21 protein-coding genes and 1 pseudogene are annotated in these 21272 nt (G+C 66.6%); 9 read left to right on the top strand and 13 right to left on the bottom strand.

What is annotated here, in order from left to right; translation table 11 throughout:
• The 7 genes from ASF52_RS15670 to flbD all read left to right on the top strand — a co-directional run bounded on the left by ASF52_RS15670 (position 1) and on the right by flbD (position 6367).
• Complete coding sequence (locus ASF52_RS15670; RefSeq protein WP_056173954.1) at positions 1-678, top strand: flagellar hook assembly protein FlgD; 678 nt, start codon at positions 1-3, stop codon at positions 676-678.
• A 101-nt stretch (positions 679-779) separates the two neighbouring features.
• A complete protein-coding gene (gene sciP, locus ASF52_RS15665) occupies positions 780-1055 on the top strand; it encodes a CtrA inhibitor SciP (protein WP_018044452.1) in 276 nt (91 codons plus the stop codon).
• A gap of 231 nt (positions 1056-1286) precedes the next feature.
• Positions 1287-2900 carry a flagellar basal-body MS-ring/collar protein FliF gene (fliF, locus tag ASF52_RS15660; protein ID WP_056174176.1) on the top strand — a complete coding sequence of 538 codons (1614 nt, stop codon included), beginning with the start codon at positions 1287-1289 and terminating at the stop codon, positions 2898-2900.
• A gap of 44 nt (positions 2901-2944) precedes the next feature.
• Entirely contained in the window at positions 2945-3997 is a 1053-nt protein-coding gene (gene fliG, locus ASF52_RS15655; RefSeq protein WP_056173951.1) for a flagellar motor switch protein FliG, read from the top strand.
• The gene (locus tag ASF52_RS15650) at positions 3994-4581 is read left to right on the top strand and encodes a FliH/SctL family protein (protein WP_056173948.1); all 588 of its coding nucleotides are present in this window, start codon (positions 3994-3996) and stop codon (positions 4579-4581) included. Before fliG ends, ASF52_RS15650 begins: the two co-directional genes overlap by 4 nt.
• Positions 4582-4599: 18 nt before the next feature.
• Positions 4600-4944: a flagellar motor switch protein FliN gene (gene fliN, locus ASF52_RS15645; RefSeq protein WP_056173945.1), complete on the top strand. Its 345-nt coding sequence runs from the start codon at positions 4600-4602 to the stop codon at positions 4942-4944.
• A gap of 55 nt (positions 4945-4999) precedes the next feature.
• Positions 5000-6367, top strand: a complete 1368-nt coding sequence (gene flbD / locus ASF52_RS15640) for a sigma-54-dependent transcriptional regulator FlbD (protein ID WP_056173943.1) — start codon at positions 5000-5002, stop codon at positions 6365-6367.
• Positions 6368-6473: 106 nt separating this feature from the next.
• Here flbD and ASF52_RS15635 read toward each other — a convergent pair whose 3' ends face one another.
• Together ASF52_RS15635 and ASF52_RS15630 are read right to left on the bottom strand one after the other, a co-directional pair.
• Entirely contained in the window at positions 6474-6749 is a 276-nt protein-coding gene (locus ASF52_RS15635) for a hypothetical protein (RefSeq protein ID WP_056174174.1), read from the bottom strand.
• Between the two features lie 109 nt (positions 6750-6858).
• Entirely contained in the window at positions 6859-8172 is a 1314-nt protein-coding gene (locus ASF52_RS15630) for a hypothetical protein (protein ID WP_056174171.1), read from the bottom strand.
• A 242-nt stretch (positions 8173-8414) separates the two neighbouring features.
• Between ASF52_RS15630 and ASF52_RS15625 the strand changes: the two genes are divergently transcribed.
• Positions 8415-8819, top strand: coding sequence for a hypothetical protein (locus tag ASF52_RS15625; RefSeq protein ID WP_200918879.1), 405 nt, complete (start codon positions 8415-8417; stop codon positions 8817-8819).
• Between the two features lie 70 nt (positions 8820-8889).
• Entirely contained in the window at positions 8890-9936 is a 1047-nt protein-coding gene (locus tag ASF52_RS15620; RefSeq protein ID WP_056173940.1) for a lysylphosphatidylglycerol synthase domain-containing protein, read from the top strand.
• Position 9937: 1 nt separating this feature from the next.
• Here ASF52_RS15620 and gmk read toward each other — a convergent pair whose 3' ends face one another.
• From gmk to ASF52_RS22140, 11 genes and pseudogenes are all read right to left on the bottom strand, one after another.
• The gene (gmk, locus tag ASF52_RS15615) at positions 9938-10582 is read right to left on the bottom strand and encodes a guanylate kinase (protein WP_056173937.1); all 645 of its coding nucleotides are present in this window, start codon (positions 10580-10582) and stop codon (positions 9938-9940) included.
• An 11-nt stretch (positions 10583-10593) separates the two neighbouring features.
• The gene (locus tag ASF52_RS15610) at positions 10594-11472 is read right to left on the bottom strand and encodes a YicC/YloC family endoribonuclease (RefSeq protein WP_056173934.1); all 879 of its coding nucleotides are present in this window, start codon (positions 11470-11472) and stop codon (positions 10594-10596) included.
• 268 nt (positions 11473-11740) lie between these two features.
• Entirely contained in the window at positions 11741-13102 is a 1362-nt protein-coding gene (gene mltG / locus ASF52_RS15605) for an endolytic transglycosylase MltG (protein WP_056174169.1), read from the bottom strand.
• A 246-nt stretch (positions 13103-13348) separates the two neighbouring features.
• On the bottom strand, positions 13349-14977 hold the full coding sequence (locus ASF52_RS22145; RefSeq protein WP_082515349.1) for a DUF262 domain-containing protein: 1629 nt from the start codon (positions 14975-14977) through the stop codon (positions 13349-13351).
• A gap of 103 nt (positions 14978-15080) precedes the next feature.
• Positions 15081-15230: pseudogene (locus tag ASF52_RS22695) on the bottom strand (beta-ketoacyl-ACP synthase II); the annotation flags it as partial.
• A gap of 174 nt (positions 15231-15404) precedes the next feature.
• Positions 15405-16667: a beta-ketoacyl-ACP synthase II gene (gene fabF / locus ASF52_RS15600; RefSeq protein WP_056173931.1), complete on the bottom strand. Its 1263-nt coding sequence runs from the start codon at positions 16665-16667 to the stop codon at positions 15405-15407.
• A 99-nt stretch (positions 16668-16766) separates the two neighbouring features.
• Positions 16767-17003 (bottom strand): acyl carrier protein, encoded by a 237-nt coding sequence (locus ASF52_RS15595; RefSeq protein WP_018044468.1) that lies wholly within the window; start codon positions 17001-17003, stop codon positions 16767-16769.
• A 309-nt stretch (positions 17004-17312) separates the two neighbouring features.
• Positions 17313-18053: a 3-oxoacyl-[acyl-carrier-protein] reductase gene (gene fabG, locus ASF52_RS15590; RefSeq protein WP_056173928.1), complete on the bottom strand. Its 741-nt coding sequence runs from the start codon at positions 18051-18053 to the stop codon at positions 17313-17315.
• A 14-nt stretch (positions 18054-18067) separates the two neighbouring features.
• The gene (gene fabD, locus ASF52_RS15585) at positions 18068-19006 is read right to left on the bottom strand and encodes an ACP S-malonyltransferase (protein ID WP_056173925.1); all 939 of its coding nucleotides are present in this window, start codon (positions 19004-19006) and stop codon (positions 18068-18070) included.
• Between the two features lie 91 nt (positions 19007-19097).
• Entirely contained in the window at positions 19098-19814 is a 717-nt protein-coding gene (locus ASF52_RS15580) for a carbonic anhydrase (protein ID WP_056173922.1), read from the bottom strand.
• Positions 19815-20113: 299 nt separating this feature from the next.
• Complete coding sequence (locus tag ASF52_RS22140) at positions 20114-21250, bottom strand: BLUF domain-containing protein (protein WP_082515337.1); 1137 nt, start codon at positions 21248-21250, stop codon at positions 20114-20116.
• Between the last annotated feature and the right edge of the window lie 22 nt (positions 21251-21272).

Genomic DNA, 21272 nt, shown 5'->3' with positions numbered 1-21272 from the left:
ATGTCATCCGGCATCAGCAGCTTGGCGAACACCGCCGCGTCGGCGAGTTCGACCACCAGGACGTCCGCCCAGGAGATCGCGGGCAACTTCACGCAATTCCTGACGCTGCTGACGACGCAGCTCAAGAATCAGAATCCCCTCGACCCGATGGACACCAACCAGTTCACCCAGCAGCTGGTGCAGTACGCGGGCGTCGAGCAGCAATTGAAGTCCAACGATCGCCTCGACTCGATCCTCACCAACGCCAAGGCGTCGAGTTCGGCTTCCGCCACGGGCTTCATCGGCCAGACCGTGACCGCCGACGGCAAGACCGCCGATCTGGCCGGCGGCTCGGCCACCTGGACCCTGACGCCCTCGCGCGCCGCCACCCAGGCGACCATCACCATCACGGATGCCCAGGGCAACGTCGTGGCGACGCAGAGCAAGGCCATGCCGGCCGGGGCGCAGAGCTATGTGTGGGACGGGCGGGCATCCACGGGGATGAGCGCGCCGTCGGGAACCTATTCCATCAAGGTCGATGCCCGCGACGCGACGGGGACCCAGGTGAACGTCGATACGCAGATCACCGGCAAGGTCGACGGGATCGATCTCAGCGGCACCGCACCGGTCCTCCTGATCGACTCTGCACGGGTTCCAATCGGCAGCGTGCGGAGCATCGGAACAGGGTTGTCCACATGAGCGTCGAGACGAATCAGATGCAATCGTTCCGCTTCAACATATTTTAAGTGGAGGCAAGTAGCTTCCAATCTCGACAGGTCAGTCGAGTTGTAGAGCGTATCATGACCGAACCAAGCCGCCCGAGAGTGAAGTATGTGATCGGGCCTGATGGTAGTCCATTAACCATTGCCGATCTTCCCCCGACGACTACCCGCCGTTGGGTGATCCGTCGCAAGGCCGAGGTGGTCGCCGCCGTGAGGGGTGGCCTGCTCAGCCTGGAGGAGGCCTGCCAGCGCTATACCCTCACCACCGAGGAGTTCCTCAGCTGGCAGTTCTCCATCGACCAGCACGGCCTTGCCGGCCTGCGCACCACGCGCATCCAGCATTACCGGCACTGACGAATCGGATCTGACCGGGACCGCCTCGTCCGACGGGGAAAGCGCCCGCCGATCCTCTCGAAAGACCGCGCCCCCCAGGGGACGCGGTTTTTTCGTGTTTTCGGGGGGCGCTCGTTCGGATTCCCGCGATGGTCTCCGCATCGTTAACCGCTCGCTAACCACGGCCTGGGCAAATTTTGCCGGGCGGGGGCGGGGTGTCCGCCACGCTTGTTCGGGTGGGTGCGTCGCGCGGTGAAATCGGTTCTCGAACTGGTGATGAAGTTGGGGCCGGCGCGGTTGGCCGCCATGGCCGCCGTCACCATGACGCTGATCGGTTTCTTCGCCTTCGTGATCCTTCGCGTCTCGAAGCCCGACATGGGCGTGCTGTTCGCCGACCTGTCCATATCCGACTCCTCCGCGGTGATCCGCGACCTCGATGCGCGGGGCATCAAGTACGAGACCAAGGGCGATGCCGGTCAGACCATCATGGCTCCCCGCGCCGATCTTCCCCGCCTGCGCATGGATCTTGCCGGCAAGGGGCTGCCGGGCCAGGCGGGTGTGGGGTACGAGATTTTCGACAAGGGCGATGCGTTCTCGTCCACCAACTTCGTCCAGAACGTGAACCACCTGCGGGCCCTCGAGGGGGAACTGTCCCGCTCCATCCGCGCCATCGGCCGGGTCCAGGCCGCGCGCGTCCACCTCGTGATCCCCGAGCGGCGCCTGTTCGACCGTGACCGCGAGACGCCGAGCGCCGCCATCGTGCTCAAGCTCATGGGCGACCTGGATCCGTCCCAGGTGCGCGCCATCCGCCACCTCACCGCCTCGGCGGTGGAGGGGCTCAAGCCCGAGCGGGTCTCCATCGTCGACGAGCGCGGCCGACTTCTCGCCGATGGCGCCCGTGACGCAGAGGCCGACAAGGGGCTGGGGCTCGAGGAGAAGCAGGTCGGCCTCGAACGGCGCCTGCGCGCGCAGATCGAGGAGATCGTCGCCGGCATCGTCGGTGTCGGCCGCGCCCGGGTGCAGGTCAGTGCCGAACTCGACGTCAACCGCATCGAGAGCCGCTCCGAGAGCTTCGATCCCGAGAGCCGCGTCGTGCGCTCGACCCAGACCCGCAGCGAGACCTCCCTGACGGGCGGGACCGAGGGGGCCGTCAGCGTCGGCAACGAACTGCCCGGAGCCAATCAGCCGGGCGCCGCCCCGGCCCAGAAGGATTCCACGAACAAGAACGAAGAGACCACCAACTACGAGATCTCGCGGGTGACCAAGACCGAGGTGGTCGAGGGCGGCCGGGTCAAGCGGCTCTCCGTGGCGGTCCTCGTCGACGGAGCCTACGTGCCGGGGGCCGACGGCAAACCCACCTACCAGCCGCGCCCGGCGGCCGAAGTCGAACGCATCACGACCCTGGTGCGCACGGCCATCGGCTTCGACAAGGCGCGCGGCGATCAGGTCGAGGTGGTCAACCTGCGCTTCGCGGAGGCTCCGGCCCCGCCCGAGTTCATCGAGCCGAGCCTCGTCCAGTCCCTGATGTCTCCCTCCAAGGAGGACGTCATGCGCATCGTCGAGCTGACGGTCCTGGCCATGCTGACCCTCATCGTGCTGCTCGCCGTGGTGCGTCCGCTCCTGCGCAGGGTGCTCACCGCCGAGCCCGTCGCCATCGCACTGGTGGCCGGCCCGTCCGCGAGCACCGGCGACCCTGCGCTGGATGCGATGATGGCGCCACGCGACAACCCGACCGCCCGCCTCGTCGATTTCGCCAAGATCAACGGCCAGGTTCAGGCCGAAACCGTGCAACGAGTGGTCGACATGGTCCGTGCCAGCCCCGGCGAGACCGTCGAGGTCCTGCGCAACTGGATCAACGACAACTGAGATCCGCCTAGCCTTTCGCGCGTCGTCCCTAAGGAGTTGAGGCCATGTCCTCGGGTTTGAATATCGCGGCGGAACTGGCCAATGCCGGCGGAGCGGCCTTCGCCGCCATGCCCGGCACCCAGCGCGCCGCCGCCCTCCTCCTGCTGCTCGGCGATACCGAAGGTGCGCCGATCTGGCAGATGCTCGACGAGGACGAGGTCAAGAAGGTCTCGCACGCCATGGTCCAGCTCGGCTCCCTCGAGGCCGAGACCGTGGAGAAGCTCATCGTCGATTTCGTTTCGCGCCTGTCGTCGGGCGGCGGCATCACGTCGAACTTCGAGCGGACTGAATCGCTCCTCCTCAAGATCTTTCCGCAGGATCAGGTTTCCTCGATCATGGCCGAGATCAAGGGGGCCTCGGGCAAGCGGGTCTGGGCGAGCCTGACCCAGATCGATCCCGAGATCCTCGCCTCGTTCCTGCGCAACGAGTACCCGCAGACGGTGGCCGTGGTTCTCTCGAAGGTCCGCTCGGAATACGCCGCCAAGGTGCTGACCATCCTGCCCGAGGATTTCGCCATCGACGTCCTGAACCGGATGCTGCGCATGGAGACGGTGCAGAAGGAGGCCTTGCGCCACATCGAGGAGACCCTGCGCGTCGAGTTCGTCTCGACCATCGCCCAGACGACGCGGCGCGACGCCCACGAGCTCATGGCCGATGTGTTCAACGCCTTCGACCGCCAGACGGAAGGCCGATTCCTCGCCGCCCTTGATCAGGCCAACCGCGGGTCGGCGAAGAAGATTCGCCAGCTGATGTTCACCTTCGAGGATCTGCTGAAGCTCGATCCGGGCAGCGTGCAGACCCTCCTGCGCAAGATCGACAACGATACCCTGTGCCGGGCCCTGAAGGGGGCGGAGGAGCGCGTGCGCGGCTTCTTCCTGTCGAACATGTCCACCCGGGCGGCCAAGAACATCACCGACGAGATGGGATCGCTCGGGCCGATCCGCCTCAAGGAGGTCGACGAGGCCCAGGCCAAGATGACCGAACTCGCCAAGGACCTGGCCGAGAAGGGCGAGATCATGATCGCCAAGTCGAGTGGTGAAGAGGAACTGGTCTATTGAACGCCCGTCCCTTCCTGTTCGACACCGACTTCCGGCCCCGCCCCGCCAGCGTCGCCTCGCCCAAGGACGATGCGGCCCTGGCCGAGGCGGTGGCCGACGCCTACGCCCGTGGCGTGCAGGAGGGCCGCGCCCAGGCCGAGATGCAGGCGCAGGGTCGCATGGCCGATGCCCTTACGCGCCTCGGGCTCGCCGCGGCCGGATTGCTCGGCCAGGCGGACGCACGCGACGCCGAGCGCGAGGCGCAGGCCATGGATTTCGCCGTGGCGCTGGCCCGGCGCATCGCCGGCGAGGCTCTCGATGCGCAGCCCCTGGCCGCCATCGGCGATGCGGCCCGTTCCGCCCTGCAGCATCTGCGCGGCGTGCCTCACCTCGTGGTCCGCGTCCACGAGAGCCTCGTCGACGAAGCCGAAGCCCTGGTGAAGCGTCTGGCGCGCGAGCGTGGCTTCGAGGGCCGCCTCGTGGTTCTCGGGGAACCCGACCTCGCTCCGGGGGATGCCCGGATGGAATGGGCCGACGGCGGTGTGGTGCGCGACCGCGCCCGCATCGAAGCCGCCGTGCTCGATGCCCTCGGCCTCAACGCCTGATCCTTTGAAAGCCAGACCATGTCGGACGATTTCACCCTGCCGCAGCTCAATGGAATGGATGCGTCCTTCGATGGACTCGGCACCGAATCCATCCGTGAGGCGCCGACCACACCCAAGAGTGCAGCCGACCTCGAACAGGTCTTCGACGTGCCCGTGGTGGTCTCGGCGGTGCTCGGCTCCTCGCGCATGCCCATCGGTGATCTGCTGCGGCTCCAGCCCGGTGCCGTGCTCGAACTCGACCGCAAGGTCGGCGAGGCCATCGACATCTTCGTCAACAACCGCCTCGTCGCCCGTGGCGAGGTCGTCCTCGTGGAGGAGCGCCTCGGCGTGACCATGACCGAGATCATCAAGAACGATCACTGACCATTCCCGGCCCACCGCGCGCCCGCGCGAGGCCCCGACACGGAGACCTTGAGCCATGCGGCTTCTCATCATCGGACGCCTCAACGGCGAACTCGTCACCGCTTCCAAGATCGCCATGAACAGGGGGGCGGCGGTCACCAATGCCGAGAGCTTGCCGCAGGGACTGGCTGTGCTGCGGGCCAAGGGCGCCGACCTCATCATGATCGATGTCGGTCTGCCGATCCGCGAACTCGTCACCGCGCTCACCGACGAACGCATCCGCACGCCCGTGATCGCCTGCGGCATCGCCACCGATGCCAAGGCGGCGGTGGCGGCCATCCAGGCGGGCGCACGCGAATACATTCCCCTGCCCCCCGACCCCGAGCTCATCGCCGCGGTGCTGCAGGCGGTCTCCGAAGACGGGCGCGCCTTCGTCTGGCGGGATGCTTCCATGGAGCGGGTGGTGAAGCTCGCCGAACAGGTCGCCCGCTCGGAGGCGTCCGTGCTCATCACCGGCGAGAGCGGCACCGGCAAGGAGGTGCTGGCCCGCCACGTCCACGGCAAGTCGAACCGCACGGCCAAGCCCTTCGTCTGCGTCAATTGCGCGGCGATCCCCGAGGCGCTCCTCGAATCCGAGCTGTTCGGCCACGAGAAGGGTGCCTTCACCGGCGCGGTCGCCCGCCGTATCGGCCGCTTCGAGGAGGCCAGCGGCGGCACTCTCCTTCTCGACGAGATCTCGGAGATGGACGTGCGGCTGCAATCGAAGCTGCTGCGTGCCCTCCAGGAGCGGGTGATCGACCGGGTCGGCGGCTCGGCGCCGGTCAAGGTCGATATCCGGGTGCTCGCGACCTCGAACCGCAATCTCCTCGACGAGGTTCGAAAGGGCACGTTCCGCGAGGATCTATACTACCGCCTCAACGTCGTTCACCTAAAGTTGCCGCCTCTGCGTGAGCGCCCCGCCGATATTCTCGAACTCGCCGGCCACTTCGCCCGGAAATACGCCGAGGTGAACGGCGTGCCCGTGCGACCCCTGAGCCGCGAGGCGCAGGGGCTCGTCCGTGCCAATCCCTGGCGCGGCAACGTGCGGGAACTCGAGAACACCCTTCACCGGGCGGTTCTGCTGGCTTCCGGTCCGGAGATCGGCCCCGACGCGATCCTGACGCCCGAGGGCGAAAGCATCGGTGGTCCCGCCGCCGGTCCGGCCGAGCGTGCCGCGCGCGTCGCCGAAGCCGCCACCCGCGGCCTCGTCGGCCAGACGGTGGCGCAGGTGGAGTGCGACCTGATCCTCGACACCCTCGACCATTGCCTCGGCAACCGGACGCATGCCGCCAAGATCCTCGGCATCTCGATCCGGACCCTGCGGAACAAGCTCAACGAGTATGTCGATGCCGGTCTGAGCGTGGCCGAACCCGGCAGCGCGCGGGCGGCTGCCGCCTACGGCTGACGCCCGGGTGAAGGAGGTGCTCCGACGAGCATTCCGGGGCTCGCCGCTGGCTCTCCAGGGAGACCGCTTTACGGGGGATTGGGTTCAGCTCACCCCCCAATGGCCCTCAGCGGTTCCGCGCGGCCTCGTCGGCGACCTGGGCCGCGTGCGCCCGCTCGAGCTTCTCCAGGGACACGAAGCGGGCGATATCGGCTTCGACGTCGCGGATCGTCTCCTCGACGAGGTGCTGCTGCAGCGCGATGCGTGGATCGTCCGCCGCCAGCCCATCGCGGGTCTGGAGACGCTGCACCGCTTCCTTGACCACGCCGTAGACGGATTCCCGTGCCTCGCGCGTCATGGACGGGTTTACGGCGCGAGCGATGAGGTCGGAGAATTCGGACATGTCGTTCCGGCTGTGACGCATGGGCGGGCGGGAATGCCGGCTCGGCGAGATACCACGACGAACCGCTGACCGAGAGCCGCGATCCGATCCGGCCGGATCGGTCGCAGCCTCAGAGACGCTGATCCTTCAAACCGGCGACGATCAGGGCGATGGAACTCCACACCACCAGGAAGCAGAAGAAGCCGACGACGAGGGCATATCCGCGTTGCGGATACAGAGAGGCGATGGGCAGATCCGGCGGCACGAAGGTCGCCAGAAAGATCTGCTGCTTCGTGGCCGCGACGCGGGCCCGATCGACCATGAGATTGGCGGATTCGTTCAGTTTGCCCGCGATGGTCTTCTCGACCTGCAGCCCTTCGTATTCGAGCAGCGCCCGGGTCATGTTGTTCGACGGGTCGGAACCCGAGAGACCTTCCGTCGTCAGCTGATCCTGAAGCCGTTTGGTCTGCTGCTGGATCGCCGCGAGGTTGGCGACCAGGGTCTGGATGCTGCGGGACTTCTCGTCGAGGTTCGAGCCGCGAAGAACCTGGAGATCGGTTTCGGCCTTGAGCTGATCCTTGCGCAGGCTGCCGAGGGTCGTCAGCGTCGCTTCCGCCGCCTTGATCGGATCGATGATGCCCCAGCGGTTGCGGAATTTCTGAAGGGCGAGGTGGGCTTCGCGCAGGCGTGTTTGCGCCCGCACGGCATCGGCTTCGGCATGGGCGACGAGATCGGCCTGGGCCGCGCGCGAGATCTGGTTGATCAGCACCTCGGTGCGCGCGATCACCTCCTTGGAGATCGCGAGCGCATCCTGCGGCGTGAAGGCGCGAACCGTCAGGGTGATCACGCCCGAGATCACGTCGATGCGGGCGATGACATGCTTACGCCAGTATCGAGCCAGGTCCTCGATGGGCTGGGGCGGCCGATAGCGGGTCCAGAAATCGGCCTCGTCACGGGCGAACATCGCCGAGACCTTCAACGTTTCTTCCATCTTGGACACCAGCGTCTGGCTCTGGATATAGTCCTTGACGATGAAACTGTCCTGACTGTTATGCTTCTGGATCAGGTCGGCGAACTGGCCGACCGAAGCCTCCTCCATGGGCTCGACATTGCCCCGGACGGTGAATTGTGCTTCGGCGACGTACTGGTTGGCGGCGAAGCCGTAGAGATAGATCGCCAGCATCAGCGTCGGTAGCAGCACGAAGACGCTGAAGTTGCGGATTAGGTCGATGGTGAGGTTCGGCGGCTTGGAGGATGCCGGCCGCAGGCCGGGAAGGCGCCGCCAGTCGAGGCGTTCGCTCGCCCTGCGCAGGAGGGTCGGCGCCCGGCCGGTGGGGATCGGTTCTACGGTCTCGGCGTTGCGCCGCAGATCGGGGACCGCCCGCAGTGCGAGGTCGATGACCCCGCGCAGGCGCTCCGACTGCTTGACCTCGTCGACATTCATCGCATCGGATTCCTGAAGGCTCGGCGCGCGAACGCGACCCCACACCGCGCTTCCGGCACCCATGGCACCGGAGGCGGCGCGGAGCCCTTTCGACCCCATGCCGTTACCTTGGGAAGTCCCGTGTTTTTCGGCCCTTTTTAAGGCGTGGCTTCAGCGGTCGAGCCCGGGTGGCTAGACCCGAGCGGCCGGGTCGAGCGCAGGAACGAATGAACGCCGGGCAGACCGCCCCGCCGAGGAACACGATGACACGAGACCTGACCGATGTGACGCCCGATAAGATCCGGTACGCCCGGGCCAAATTCGGTGATGTCGTTCTCGTTTGCACCAAATGCGCCAAGCGTCAGGGACTGCCCAAGGGCGCCGTGCGCACGATCCTCAAACGCGCCCTGAAGGAGTGCGGCGGATCGTCGAAGGGGGGCCTCCTCAAGCCCCGCCTCGTAGAGGTCGGCTGCCTCGGACCATGCCCGAAACGGACCGTGGCGGTGGCAACGACCGCGAGCCTCGCCGAGGGGCGCATCGTCCTCATCGATCCGGCGGGGGACCGTCGGGCGATCCTCGCCGCCCTCCTCCCCGATTTCGGCCCCAAAGCTAAGCTAACGCCGCCCGGCACTCCGGAAGATCCGTGTTCCGGGCCGCGTGCGCCCTGAATTCCCGAGGCTATCCGCCCCCCGCGATGATGCAGATCCGAAGCGTTTCGATCCGCCAGGATCGCCCATCATGAAGCCGTCTTCGACCGGCGCCATCGGCCGGGCGCTCCTGCGCCGGCTGCCCTTGATCGGGACGATTCTGGGATTGGGCCTCGGGATCTGGCTCGTGGTGACGCACGATCTGCATGCGGTCGGGGAGGCGTTCGGGCGGATCGGCGCCCTCGGCCTCGTCGGCATCGTCCTTGTGCGGGCGGCCATCGTCGCAACCTGTGGTTTTGCCTGGGCGCGGCTCCTTGCGGGGCTCGCTCAGGTTGAAACGGGGGCGTTCCTCATCCTGCGCTTCGTGCGCGAGGGCATCAACGTGCTGCTGCCCGTCGCCTCGGTGGGGGGGGATGTGGTGGGGGGACGCCTGCTGACGTTCTGGGGCGTGACCGGGTCGCTCGCGGCGGCCTCGATCCTCGTCGACATGCTGATGCAGGTCGCAACCCAAGGTCTGTTCGCGCTCCTCGGCGTGGTGCTGCTGACGCGGGTGGGCGGCGGCACCGCCGAGGCCTTGGCGGCCTGGACGGCGGGGGCGCTCGCCGTGACGGCGGTGATCGTCGCGGCTTTCTTCGCGGTCCAGCGCAGCGGCGCGGCCCGTGACCTCGTGCGCCGTTCCACCGACCGGATGCGCCGCTGGGCTGGCGCGGCCGTGACGCCGCGGAACGGCGCGCCGGGCGGGGTCTACGACGCCCTCGACGCGGTCTGGGCCCCGGATCGGCGCGGTGCGCTCGCGGCCGGATTCGGCCTCCACCTCCTCGCCTGGGGCATGGGCGCCGTCGAGATCTGGATCGCGCTCGCCTGCATCGGCGTCGAGGGGGTGACGTGGACCGAGATCGTGGTGATCGAGGCGCTGAGTCAGGCGATCAAGTCCGCGGCGTTCCCGGTGCCGAGCGGGCTCGGGGTGCAGGAGGGCGGGTTCGTGCTCCTCGGCGGCCTGTTCGGCCTCGATCCCGGGACGGCGCTGGCGCTGTCGCTGGCCAAGCGCGTGCCCGACGTGGTGCTGGGCGTGCCGGCCCTCATCGCGTGGCAGATGCTGGAGGCGCGCCGCGCCACGGTGGTCTCGCCCCGGGTGTAGCTCAGTCCGGCTCGGCGAGCAGTCCCTCGACGAACGGCGTCAGGCCGGTGCGACGGTCGCGCTTCAGCCGCTCGGCGATGAGGATGCCTTCGAGCGAGCGGAAGGCGTCGTCGAGGTCGTCGTTGACGATGACGTAGTCGTACTCGCTCCAGCGCTGGATCTCCATCCGGGCGTTGGCGAGGCGCTTCTCGATGGTGTCGGGCGAATCCTCGGCCCGGCGCTCCAGGCGGTGGCGCAGCTCGGCGAGCGAGGGCGGCAGGATGAACACCGTCACCACGTCCTGGGTGAGCTTGGACCGCACCTGCCGGGTGCCCTGATAGTCGATGTCGAAGATCATGTCCCGGCCGGCCCCCAGTACCTTCTCCACGGGGCGGCGCGGGGTGCCGTAGAAATTGCCGTGCACCTCGGCCCATTCGAGGAGGTTGTCTGCGCTGCGCAGGGCGTCGAAGGCCTCGCGGTCGATGAAGTTGTAGTGCTTGCCGTCGATCTCCGAGGGGCGGCGCGCGCGGGTTGTCACCGAGATGGAGAGGTCGAGGCCCCATTTCGGGTCGCCGGCCACGGCCCGCGTCAGGGTGGTCTTGCCCGCGCCCGAGGGTGAGGACAGGATGAGGATGAACCCGCGCCGCTCGATCGCCGTCGCCTGCATCGCAAAAAAACCTACTCGACGTTCTGAACCTGCTCGCGGAATTGCTCCACCACGGCCTTCAAGTCGAGTCCGATCCGCGACAGGGCGATGTCGTTCGCCTTGGCGCACAGGGTATTGGCCTCGCGGCCCAGCTCCTGCGCCAGGAAATCGAGCTTGCGGCCGACGGGACCACCGGCCGCCAGCAGGTCGGCGGCGCTGGCGAGGTGGGCGGCCAGGCGGTCGAGTTCCTCGCGGACATCGGCCTTGGCGGCGAGCAGCACCGCCTCCTGGTGCAGGCGGTCGGGGTCGAGGTTGCCGACCGCGATCAGGGTCGAGACCGTGGCGGCGAGGCGGGCGCGCACGGCCTCGGGCTTGCGCGCCGGGCAGTCCTCCGCCGCTCGGGTCAGGCGGCCGATCTCGGCGAGCTGCGCCTCGATGACGGCGCGCAGTTGCCGCCCCTCGGCGCGGCGGGCCTCCACGAGGTCGGTGACGAGGCGCACCACCCCCTCGGCGAGATCGCGGTGGAGGGCCTCCGTATCCGTCGACGCCTCGTCCTCGGCCTCGATGACGCCGCGCAGGGCCAGGAGCCCGTCGAGGGTCGCCGGGGCGACGCCCTCGGGCCGGGGCACCCGCGCCACCGCCGCCGCGAGTTCGGCCAGCAGCCCCTCGTTGATCCTGATGCGCGGGGCCGCGTCGGGTCGGGAGAGGTTGAGGGAGAGCTGGCACTGCCCGCGCGCCAGGGTCTTCTGCAGGGCGGTGCGGGCGACCTCCCCGGCCGCGTCGTAGCCGTTGGGCACGCGCAGGCGGACCTCCAGCCCGCGCCCGTTCACGGCGCGGACCTCCCAGGCCCATTGCACCGCCCCGGTGGTGCCGGCGGCCCGGGCGAACCCTGTCATGCTGGAGAGGATCATTGTTGGACGGGACCGTATTCGAAGGAGAGCCACACCGGTTGCCGCTCCCCTCTCCCCGCCGGGCGGGGAGAGGCCTGCCTGCACCTCGGCGTGCAGGCGGGGAGCGCAGGCGGAGCCGAAGCGAAGATGAGGGGGCCTCTCATCAGCAGGAGGCTCGTTCGGGGCCGCCCCCTCACCCTCGGCTGCCGCCTCGCCGCGCCGACGACGGGGGCGTCGCGGCCCTCTCCCCACAAGCGGGGCGCGGGGACGCGCGCGGCTACCCCGCGTCTCACGGCTGCTTCAGCACCGGGACGCTTTTGGGCGAATTCAGGTCGAAGGTCTTGTTGCGTAGGGGATCGAGGCGTGTGCCCTCGGAGGCGTCGAAGGCCTTCGGACGCGGGGCCGAGGGGTCGGCGCCGCCGGCGAAGTTGGTGCCGTCGGCCGGTGCGTAGGCCGAGGCGCGGCCCGGATCGGGCGTCGGGTTGGGCTCGACCTTGTCGACGGCGGCGTCGGGGGTCGGGGCTTGGCGGGCACGCTCGACCTGGCGCCAGCGGGCGACGTTGCGCGAGTGGCCCTCCAGGGTTTCGGCGAAGGCGTGGCCGCCGGTGCCGTCGGCCACGAAGAACAGGTCCTTGGTACGCGACGGGTTGGCGACGGCCTCGAGGGCGGCGCGGCCCGGATTGGCGATGGGGCCGGGCGGCAGGCCCTCGATCACGTAGGTGTTGTAGGGGGTCGCGCGCTCGATCTCGGAACGCTGGATGCCGCGCCCGAGGGTGCCGCGCCCGCCCACCAGCCCGTACACGATGGTCGGGTCCGATTGCAGCTTCATGCGCTTGTTGAGGCGGTTGACGAACACGCCCGCCACGCGGGGCCGCTCATCGGCCCGGCCGGTCTCCTTCTCGACGATGGAGGCCAGCGTCACCATCTCGGCCGGGGTCTTCACCGGGATCTCGGCGGAGCGGCGCTTCCAGATGTCGGCCAGGACCTCGCGCTGCTTGGCGCGCATGAGGTTGACGATCTGCTGACGCGTGGCGCCGCGCTCGAACTTGTAGGTGTCGGGCAGGAGCGCGCCCTCGGCCGGGATCTCGTTGATGTCGCCCGACAGGATGTCGTTGTCGTTGAGCCGCGCCACGATCTGCTCGCTCGTCAGTCCCTCCGGGAAGGTGACGGCGTGCTGGACCTGGCGGCCCGACGACAGGGTCTCGATGGCCTCGTTGATGCTGGCATGGGCCTTGAACGTGTACTCGCCGGCCTTGAGGGCCTTGCCGCTCAGGCGGGCGGCCCACTCGAACAGGGCGGTGTGAGCGATGACGCCCTCGCGGGACAGGGCCTCGGCGATCTCGGAGGTGCCGCTGCGAGGCGAGATGACCACCACCTTGTCGGCGGGCAGGGGCCCCGGCTCCTTCACCTGCCGCTCGAACAGCGTCATGCCGATCATCACCCCGATGGCCAGCACCACCGACAGGGTGAGCAGGCCCGAGATGGTGGCGAGCAGGCCGCCCCGGCGGCGCTCCGGCAGATCGGGCGGCGGCGGCGCGGCGGTGGGCTTGATGGCCTCGCTCGGGCTGCGCGGCGACAGGCGCTGCGGCAAGGCCCGCTCCTCGGAGGCGGCCGGCACGGGCTCGGGATTCGGGCGCTTGCGGAAGAACATGGACATCCTGTTCGGGCCTCGGGCCCCCTCCCCCGCCGTGTTTTTCGGACGTGGGACAGTCTCGCGCCGCCTCGAATGGGCGCGACGGGCTGGCCGTTAGGCGCGCGAGTTTGGTCGGTTTTGTGGCGAAATGGGGGTTGAACGATATCCAGTTACGTGGACTAAGCGCTGTTTAGGAGATCCCAGCGCTTAGTTGGAAATTTCGATGATTGACTGAGGTATCGGGGTTGATAGCCGCTTTTACTTTTACCAACCAGCTAGTTTGTTCACCCAGTTTGAAATCGTTCTCGCTCTTTCGTCCAAGAAACGCGGGTAATCATCGTGAAGTGCCGCCTCATATGCAGCGTCAGAGATTAAATTACTCTGCAAAACGTTTCGCAGTTCAGTTCCTAGTAAATTTTTGGCTTCTATAAGATAGTCAGATGGAGATCTGTTAGTTATTCTTTTGTTGCTGGCAGAAGTAAGCATTATAAAATTTGCTAGTGAATTTATTTGACGGCTATCGGTTCCCCTCGCAGCAAGAAAGTCTCGCGGGAAAAAATGGTGGTACTCTTTGCTGTTTGCATAATGTAAAGCCTTATCAGGATCAATTTTTTGACCTGTAAGCAGATCAATTGGACTGTTAAATGCAAGAATAAGTGACAAAATCTTTGCGTGAGCTGTGTTGAGGCGAAATTGCTGGGTCAGCCAAATATTTTTTCCGAGATTACTGAGCCCAGATGACAAGGCTTCGAGATCTCCTCTCGCGAATCTTCCGACCGCCGCTTGATCCGACGCCATGTTACCAGTGTTCCACCCTCCAAAGTAGCCGGAAGCTGCACTCCGCCAAAACCAGTGCTGAATCTTTGACCGTTGTATCGCCGATGGGTTGGGGAGAATTCGGAATATTTCGGAAAGTACTACAATCTGATTCGCGTAAGGGATATGTTTACTTGACGGAATGCTAAGATCTGTCGACAAAAAATCGACTGCGATTCTATAGGCATTCTCGGTTGCGATATGTGCGATCTTAAGTTCTGACGACTTGTATTTTCTTAGGTTGTCTATACTACCTTCAGAAAATCCTCCGCCAGCCGCCGCGGAGAAACTTCTTAGAACAACTTTCTGATCTATATTTTCGAAGCCCTTCTCCTCAATAGACGATAAAATTGCTTCGATTGACTCGATCAAGTCAAAGCTGTCGCTCCACGTTGCAGCTCGCATAAGGTCAACGATAGTAAGTGGGGTGCCTTTGCTGTTTATTCTTTCAAATATTGGTGCGACATCATTCATCGGCATATCCAACAAAGTAACTGTCGCTATCTTGTAGTCTTTGAAGCGTCGAAACAACTCATTCCCAGCCGCAGTTAACGCTGCGGCGTCTGTCTCAGAAGAAACACGTGCCATCTGACCAAAGAACTGGGCGGGGTCAGGAAGCCAGTTGAGACGAATTTGATGATTTGGAGGACTATCAAGCGTTTCTAGGTGCAGAAATTTCTTGTGACGAAGATCATAAGCAATATTCCATCGGCTCTTCGCATCCGAGCCGTTCCAAAAAATCGCACCACAAACCGACGAAAGTCGTTGTTGTCCATCAAGTAAATAGTTTACCGGGTAATCTTCTTTGGTATCTGCAATCTTGAGGTCCGCAATGCTTCTTTCGGACTGTAGCTCTTCCCTACTACGCCACAGCAGTACGCTTCCTACCGGGTAATTCTTTGCGATAGAGTCCCATAGTTCTAATATTTGTCCTTTTGACCATACAAAATTCCTCTGAAATTTGGGTAGTAATATATCCCCTGTAAGTATTCTTGTTGCAACTTCCTCAATCCGATCAACTGAAGGCTGAGGAGCTTTAGTGAAATCTGCTTTGCTGTCGCTGGGTGATTTCGCCACGAAAAATTCCACAATTGAAAAATCTAATCAAGTAAGAATATTGCTGATGTCTGCCGATTCCGTCAACAGGTTTGTATGGCTTATACGAGAGTCAATTCTGGCGTCATTCGACCTGCCGCATCACCAAACTTGCATTCGTCCCACCGAACCCGAGCGAATTCGACAGCACCACGTCAACGCGCTTGCGCTTGGCCTTGTGCGACGCGAGATCCATGGCGGTGACCACGAATGGATTGTTGAGGTTGATTGTCGGCAGAAGGGCCCATTGCGGATCGATCGACCGCGACAGGTCCCCTCTCCTTCCAAGAGAGGGGACCTACGCTCTACCCGATGCCGCAACCGGCCACGCAGCTATTTGAACTGACGGAAAGATAGTCTCGAAAGCGTCAGAGGAGGTGTTGACCCCTCGTGATGGAAGCCGATGGCCTCAATCCACCCGCCGCATCACCAAGCTCGCATTCGTCCCACCGAACCCGAACGAATTCGACAGCACCACGTCCACGCGCTTGCGCTTGGCCTCGTGCGGCACGAGGTCGATGGCGGTTTCGACGGAGGGGTTGTCGAGGTTGAGGGTCGGCGGGAGGATGCCGTCGCGGATGGTCAGCACCGAGAAGATGGCTTCCACGGCGCCGGCGGCACCCAGCAGGTGGCCGATGGCGGATTTGGTGGACGACATGGCGGCGCGGGGCGCGGCGTCGCCGAGCAGGCGTTCCACGGCCTTCAGCTCCAGCTCGTCGCCCATGGGCGTCGAGGTGCCGTGGGCGTTGATGTAGTCGATGTCGGAGGCCTGGATGCCGGCGCGCTTGACGGCGGCGCTCATGCAGCGGAAGGCGCCGTCGCCGTCGGGGGCCGGCGAGGTGATGTGGTAGGCATCCCCCGTGAGGCCGTAGCCCACCACCTCGGCGTAGATCCTGGCGCCGCGCGCCTTGGCGTGCTCGTACTCCTCCAGTACGACCACCCCGGCGCCCTCGCCCATGACGAAGCCGTCGCGGGCCTTGTCGTAGGGGCGGGACGCGCGGGTCGGGTCGTCGTTGAAGCCCGTGGAGAGGGCGCGGCAGGCGGCGAAGCCCGCGAGCGCCAGGCGGTTCACCGGGGATTCGGCGCCGCCTGCCACCATGACGTCGGCATCGCCGAACTGGATCAGCCGGGCCGCGTCGCCGATGGCGTGGGCGCCGGTGGAGCAGGCGGTGACGACGGAGTGATTCGGGCCCTTGAGGCCGTGGGCGATTGAGACCTGACCGGAGGCCAGGTTGATGATCCGCCCGGGGATGAAGAACGGCGAGATCCGGCGCGGACCCTTGTCGTGCAGGGTCACGGACGCGTCGTAGATGCCGCCGATGCCGCCGATGCCGGAGCCGATCATCACGCCGGTGGCGCACTGATCTTCGTGGCTCTTCGGGTGCCAGTCGGCGTCGTCCAGCGCCTGGCCGGCGGCCGCCATGGCGTAGACGATGAACGGATCGACCTTGCGCTGCTCCTTCGCCTCCATCCAGGCATCCGGATCGAAGGTGTCGTTAGAGCCGTCGCCGAACGGCACGGAACAGGCGATGCGGCAGGCGAGATCGTCGACGGGGAACGCCGTGACCACTTTGGCCGCCGACTCACCCGCGATCAACCGGCTCCAGGTGGCCTCGACCCCGCTGGCCAGCGGCGTCACCATGCCCAAACCCGTCACCACAACCCGACGCATCGCGCTATCCCGAACCGGTCCCATCATGAAACGAATGGCGCGCGGGGTCGGACACGACCCCGCTCATGACTCGCGAGTCAATCGGCGCCTCGTCGTGCCTCAGGCGGAGTTCTTCTCGAGGAACTTCACCGCATCGCCGACCGTCTGGATGGTCTCGGCCGCATCGTCGGGGATCTCGACGTTGAATTCCTCCTCGAACGCCATCACGAGCTCGACGGTGTCGAGGCTGTCGGCGCCGAGATCATCGATGAAGTTCGCGCCCTCGACCACCTTCTCCGGCTCGACACCGAGGTGCTCGACAACGATCTTCTTCACGCGCTCAGCGATATCGCTCATCGTTCTTGGTCCTTAGCTCTTCAAGGTCGTGATGGTGTCGCCGTGGCCGCCGGCCCGTGACCGAAATGGGCTGGTCTGGGATACGGCCGGTGTGTTCGATCGCGCGCGTCTCGGGCGGTCCTTAACAAGGTCCGCGTCGTTATGGAAATCTCCGCAACACGCCGAACCGTCAACCCCCCTCGCACGGCAGGCGGGGTGTTAACACAGGGTTCCGGTGCTGGCGAGGCCCGGTTCACAAGCCGTTCATCGCTGTGGCTTTTTCGAGCCGCCCGGGGCTATTCCGGGTGTGCGGTGCAGCAAAGCTTGCGCTCACACCATCGCCATGCCGCCGTTGACGTGGAGCGTCTGGCCCGTGACGTAGCCGGCCTCGTCGGAGGCGAGGTAGAGGGCAGCGGCCGCGATCTCCGCGCCGGTGCCGAGGCGGTTCATGGGCACGCGGGTGAGGATGCCCTCGCGCTGCTTCTCGTTCAGGGCGTCCGTCATCGGCGAGGCGATGAAGCCCGGCGCGATGCAGTTGACCGTGAGGTTGCGGGTGGCGACCTCGGCCGCCATGGCCTTGGTCATGCCGACCAAGCCGGCCTTCGCGGCGGCGTAGTTCACCTGGCCCGGATTGCCCGTGGTGCCGACGACGGAGCCGATGTTGATGATGCGGCCGTGGCGGCGCTTCATCATGCCCCGCACGGCGGCGCGCGACAGGCGGAAGGCGGCGCTGAGGTTGACGGCGATCACCGCGTCCCACTCGTCGTCCTTCATCCGCAGGAGGAGGTTGTCGCGGGTGATGCCGGCGTTGTTCACCAGCACGTCGAGGCCGCCCATGGCGCTCTCGGCCGCCGGCACCAGGGCCTCCACCGCCGCCTTGTCGGAGAGGTCGCACTCGGCGATGTGCAGGCGCTCGCCCCCGAGTTCCGCCACCAGGGCTTCGAGGGCCGGGCGCCGGGTGCCCGACACCGTCACGGTGGCGCCCTGCGCGTGCAGGGTCTTGGCGATGGCGCCGCCGAGGCCGCCCGTGGCGCCGGTGACGAGAACCTTGCGGCCGGAGAGATCGAACATGGCTCGTCCTGTGCTCAGAAGGTGGGGAACGCCGCGACGTCGTCGGGCGTGCCGACGGCGCTGGCCGCGGCCCCGGCGGCGATGCGCTTGACGAGGCCGGTGAGCACCTTGCCGGCGCCGATCTCGTTGAAGCAGTCGATGCCCTCCGCCGCCATGGCGGCGACGCTCTCGCGCCAGCGCACGGTGCCGGTCACCTGGGCGACGAGCGCGTCCCGGATGGCGTCGCGGTCGGTGATCGGGGCGGCCAGGACGTTGGCGTAGATCGGCACCACGGGGGTGTGCATGGCGACCTGCCCGAGGGCCGCCCGCATGGCCTCGGCGGCCGGGGCCATGAGGCGACAGTGGAACGGCGCCGAGACGTTGAGCATCACCGCGCGCTTGATCCCGCGGGCCTGCGCCAGGGCGACCGCGCGCTCCACGGCGGCGCGATCGCCCGACAGCACCACCTGGCCGCCGCCGTTGTCGTTAGCGACGTCGCACACGCCGCCCTGCGCCGCCTCTTCGGCGATGGCCTGCGCCGCGGCGATCTCGGCACCGATCAGGGCCGCCATGGCGCCCGCCCCCGGGGCGACCGCCGCCTGCATGGCCTCTCCGCGAATCCGCAGCAACCGCGCCGCGTCCGCGATGGAGAAGGTGCCGGCGGCGGCGAGCGCCGTGTATTCGCCGAGGGAGTGGCCGGCGACGCAGGCCACGTCGCGTTTGAGATCGAGGCCGCGCTCGGCCTCCAGCACCCGCAGGGTGGCGAGCGACGCCGCCATGAGGGCCGGCTGGGCATTGGCCGTGAGGGTGAGCTCGTCCACCGGCCCCTCGAACATGAGGCGGGAGAGGTGCTGCCCGAGGGCCGCATCGACCTCCTCGAACACCGCGCGGGCCTGCGGAAAGGCCTCGGCCAGCGCGCGTCCCATGCCGACGGCCTGGCTGCCCTGGCCGGGGAAGATGAGTGCGCGCGCCATTGAGCTGTCCTCGTTCGCGAAGAGGGCGGCGCAGTCGCACCGCCCGCCCCCCGTGTCAACTATTCCCGTCGAACGCGACGGACGGCACCGGTCAGGCCTCGTCGAAGAAATCCACCGTGCCGGTGTCGAGGCTGTAGGAGGCGCCGACGATCCGCAGCTTGCCGGCCTTCAGGGGATCGAGCAGGGACGGCTCCGAGGCGGAGCGAAGACGGTTCACCACACGGCTCACATTGGCCCGGACGCAGTTCTCGACGTAATCGCCGGGCTTGTCGCGCTGCGACAGGATTGCGGGGACGATGGGCTCGATCATCCGGCCGATGGAGCCGGGATAGACGGTGTTGTTCTTCACCACATCGATGGCGGCCTCGACGGCGCCGCAGCGGCTGTGGCCCATCACCAGAACCAGGGGCACGCCGAGCTGCGAGACGCCGTACTCGATGGAGCCGAGGGCGGCGGTGTCGACGCAATTGCCGGCGTTGCGCACGATGAAGAGTTCGCCGAGGCCCCGGCCGAACAGGATCTCGGGCGAGACGCGGGAATCCGAGCAGCTCACCAGCACCACGAACGGGGTCTGGCCGAGCGCGATCTCGATGCGGCGCTCGCGGCCCTGCACGGCGCGCACGGGGCTGTCGGTCTGGTAGGCGCGGTTTCCCTGCTTCAGGGTCTCCAGGGCCTCGTCGGCGCCGAGCGTCGTCTTCTTCGCGGACGGGCTTGCCGCAAGGGCCGGCAGGCTGGTGGCGGCAAAGCACGCGGCGCCAAGGCCGCAGCCGCAGGCGAGCAGGCCGCGGCGGCTGAGCAGGGTGGTCATCGGTTTGGAGCTCCCCTCGTTCCGGTCTCGGGCGAGCCCCGGACGCGCGACGATAAGGAGTATTCGGCACGGTGTCGCCCGGGCCATTCGCGCAGGGCGGTGCCGGGATGAGGCGGCCCGTTCGGACGTACGGGCCGCCTCATCCCGGGGGGCTTGGCCCCACGACGCCGGATCCTTCCCTACGCCGTCCGGCTCGAATCAAGTGTATTCCGGGGCGGAACTCGGGGGACGCGACCCCTCGTCGTCCCACCGCCGGGGACTCCGACGGCGTGTCCGGTCATCGACGTGCCCCGGCCCTCTCAGGCGACGGCCTTGATCGACGAGCCCGAGCGATCCTCCCGGTGCGCAGGCGCGGTGCCGCGATCCCCGTTTCCGGAACGCCCCGGGACCGCACCCGCTTCTTGGCTCATGGCGCTCGCGAGCAGCTGCGCACGCCCGGCCCAGAGGTCGCGCTCCCGCGAGAGCCGGTCCGACTGTTCCTGCTGGAGTGCGATTGCGATGCGCAGGCCGTCGAGTTCGTTGCGCAGGTCCGTCGTCAACTGACGCTCCTGCGCCAGGGCCGTGCGCAGCACCGTGAGGACGGCATCGGGCTTGGCCGCAAAACGATCCCCGTCGTCCGATGCTGCGCGGGCGGCTTTCGCCTCGCCGGCCTTCGTTTCAGCGGCTTGCGCCGTCCCGCCGTCCTGTCTGCGTCCCGCATCCTGCACGATGGAAGCACCTCGCTCGGTGCGGGCGCCGTCCCTGTTGGAAGCGTCTTCCCTGTTGGAAGCGTCTTCCCGCACGGGAGCGTCTTCCCCGACGGAAGCGTCTTGCTCGATCGAAGATCCGTGCCTGGCCTGCAAGGCTTGGCCGGGTTGCGGCAACTCGGCTCGGACGCGCGCGACGTCCAGCGTCGCCCCGGATCTAGGAGTGGGAAATCTGCCGGTGGCCGCCGATTTCTCGGCTTCCACCGGCTTGTCGGCCCCCGCGGGCGTCCCGGAAGCGGCGAGGCTCGCCGGTGGCAGGCCTTCCTCGTCCAGCACCAGTTCGTGCAGCATGGCGAACACCGCGTCGCCGTCGAGGCGGGTCAGATCGAATCCGCTCGCGGACGCGATTCCCTCCCAACGGGTTTTGCCGAGTGCGGATTGCCCGACGAAGGCCATGGACCAATTGGTGAAGCTGCGATTCTCGGCCGGGCCGCATTGCAGAACCGTCACGTCGCCGTGGCGCGGATCGCACTGGATGCGCTCGAAGGTGGTTTCGACGCCGCGCTGCGGGCCTTCCAACACCTGCGCGAACGCCCCGGCATTGAACATCAGTGCGCCCGTGACGTCGACGCCGGTGTTGTTGCGCTGCGAGGCCGCGAGGATCTGGGAGACTGCCTGCGCGATCTCGGCGTCCGTGCCTTGAAGAAGATTCTTGCTGGCATAGACCAGTCGGTAAAGGTCGCTCATCATGAAAACTCCGAAATCGAAAATA

The organism is Methylobacterium sp. Leaf112, assembly GCF_001423295.1.
Lineage (GTDB): Bacteria > Pseudomonadota > Alphaproteobacteria > Rhizobiales > Beijerinckiaceae > Methylobacterium.
The sequence above is the reverse complement of the archived record's forward strand: the minus strand, read 5'-3'. Positions and strand labels throughout refer to the sequence as shown.

Excerpts from the sequence above, each read along its gene's own strand:
- ASF52_RS15670 (WP_056173954.1), top strand. The coding sequence starts at position 1 with ATGTCATCCGGCATCAGCAGCTTGGCGAACACCGCCGCGTCGGCGAGT.
- sciP (WP_018044452.1), top strand. The coding sequence starts at position 780 with ATGACCGAACCAAGCCGCCCGAGAGTGAAGTATGTGATCGGGCCTGAT.
- fliG (WP_056173951.1), top strand. The coding sequence starts at position 2,945 with ATGTCCTCGGGTTTGAATATCGCGGCGGAACTGGCCAATGCCGGCGGA.
- fliN (WP_056173945.1), top strand. The coding sequence starts at position 4,600 with ATGTCGGACGATTTCACCCTGCCGCAGCTCAATGGAATGGATGCGTCC.
- flbD (WP_056173943.1), top strand. The coding sequence starts at position 5,000 with ATGCGGCTTCTCATCATCGGACGCCTCAACGGCGAACTCGTCACCGCT.
- ASF52_RS15635 (WP_056174174.1), bottom strand. The coding sequence starts at position 6,749 with ATGTCCGAATTCTCCGACCTCATCGCTCGCGCCGTAAACCCGTCCATG.
- ASF52_RS15630 (WP_056174171.1), bottom strand. The coding sequence starts at position 8,172 with ATGAATGTCGACGAGGTCAAGCAGTCGGAGCGCCTGCGCGGGGTCATC.
- ASF52_RS15625 (WP_200918879.1), top strand. The coding sequence starts at position 8,415 with ATGACACGAGACCTGACCGATGTGACGCCCGATAAGATCCGGTACGCC.
- ASF52_RS15620 (WP_056173940.1), top strand. The coding sequence starts at position 8,890 with ATGAAGCCGTCTTCGACCGGCGCCATCGGCCGGGCGCTCCTGCGCCGG.
- gmk (WP_056173937.1), bottom strand. The coding sequence starts at position 10,582 with ATGCAGGCGACGGCGATCGAGCGGCGCGGGTTCATCCTCATCCTGTCC.
- ASF52_RS15610 (WP_056173934.1), bottom strand. The coding sequence starts at position 11,472 with ATGATCCTCTCCAGCATGACAGGGTTCGCCCGGGCCGCCGGCACCACC.
- mltG (WP_056174169.1), bottom strand. The coding sequence starts at position 13,102 with ATGTTCTTCCGCAAGCGCCCGAATCCCGAGCCCGTGCCGGCCGCCTCC.
- fabF (WP_056173931.1), bottom strand. The coding sequence starts at position 16,667 with ATGCGTCGGGTTGTGGTGACGGGTTTGGGCATGGTGACGCCGCTGGCC.
- ASF52_RS15595 (WP_018044468.1), bottom strand. The coding sequence starts at position 17,003 with ATGAGCGATATCGCTGAGCGCGTGAAGAAGATCGTTGTCGAGCACCTC.
- fabG (WP_056173928.1), bottom strand. The coding sequence starts at position 18,053 with ATGTTCGATCTCTCCGGCCGCAAGGTTCTCGTCACCGGCGCCACGGGC.
- fabD (WP_056173925.1), bottom strand. The coding sequence starts at position 19,006 with ATGGCGCGCGCACTCATCTTCCCCGGCCAGGGCAGCCAGGCCGTCGGC.
- ASF52_RS15580 (WP_056173922.1), bottom strand. The coding sequence starts at position 19,814 with ATGACCACCCTGCTCAGCCGCCGCGGCCTGCTCGCCTGCGGCTGCGGC.
- ASF52_RS22140 (WP_082515337.1), bottom strand. The coding sequence starts at position 21,250 with ATGATGAGCGACCTTTACCGACTGGTCTATGCCAGCAAGAATCTTCTT.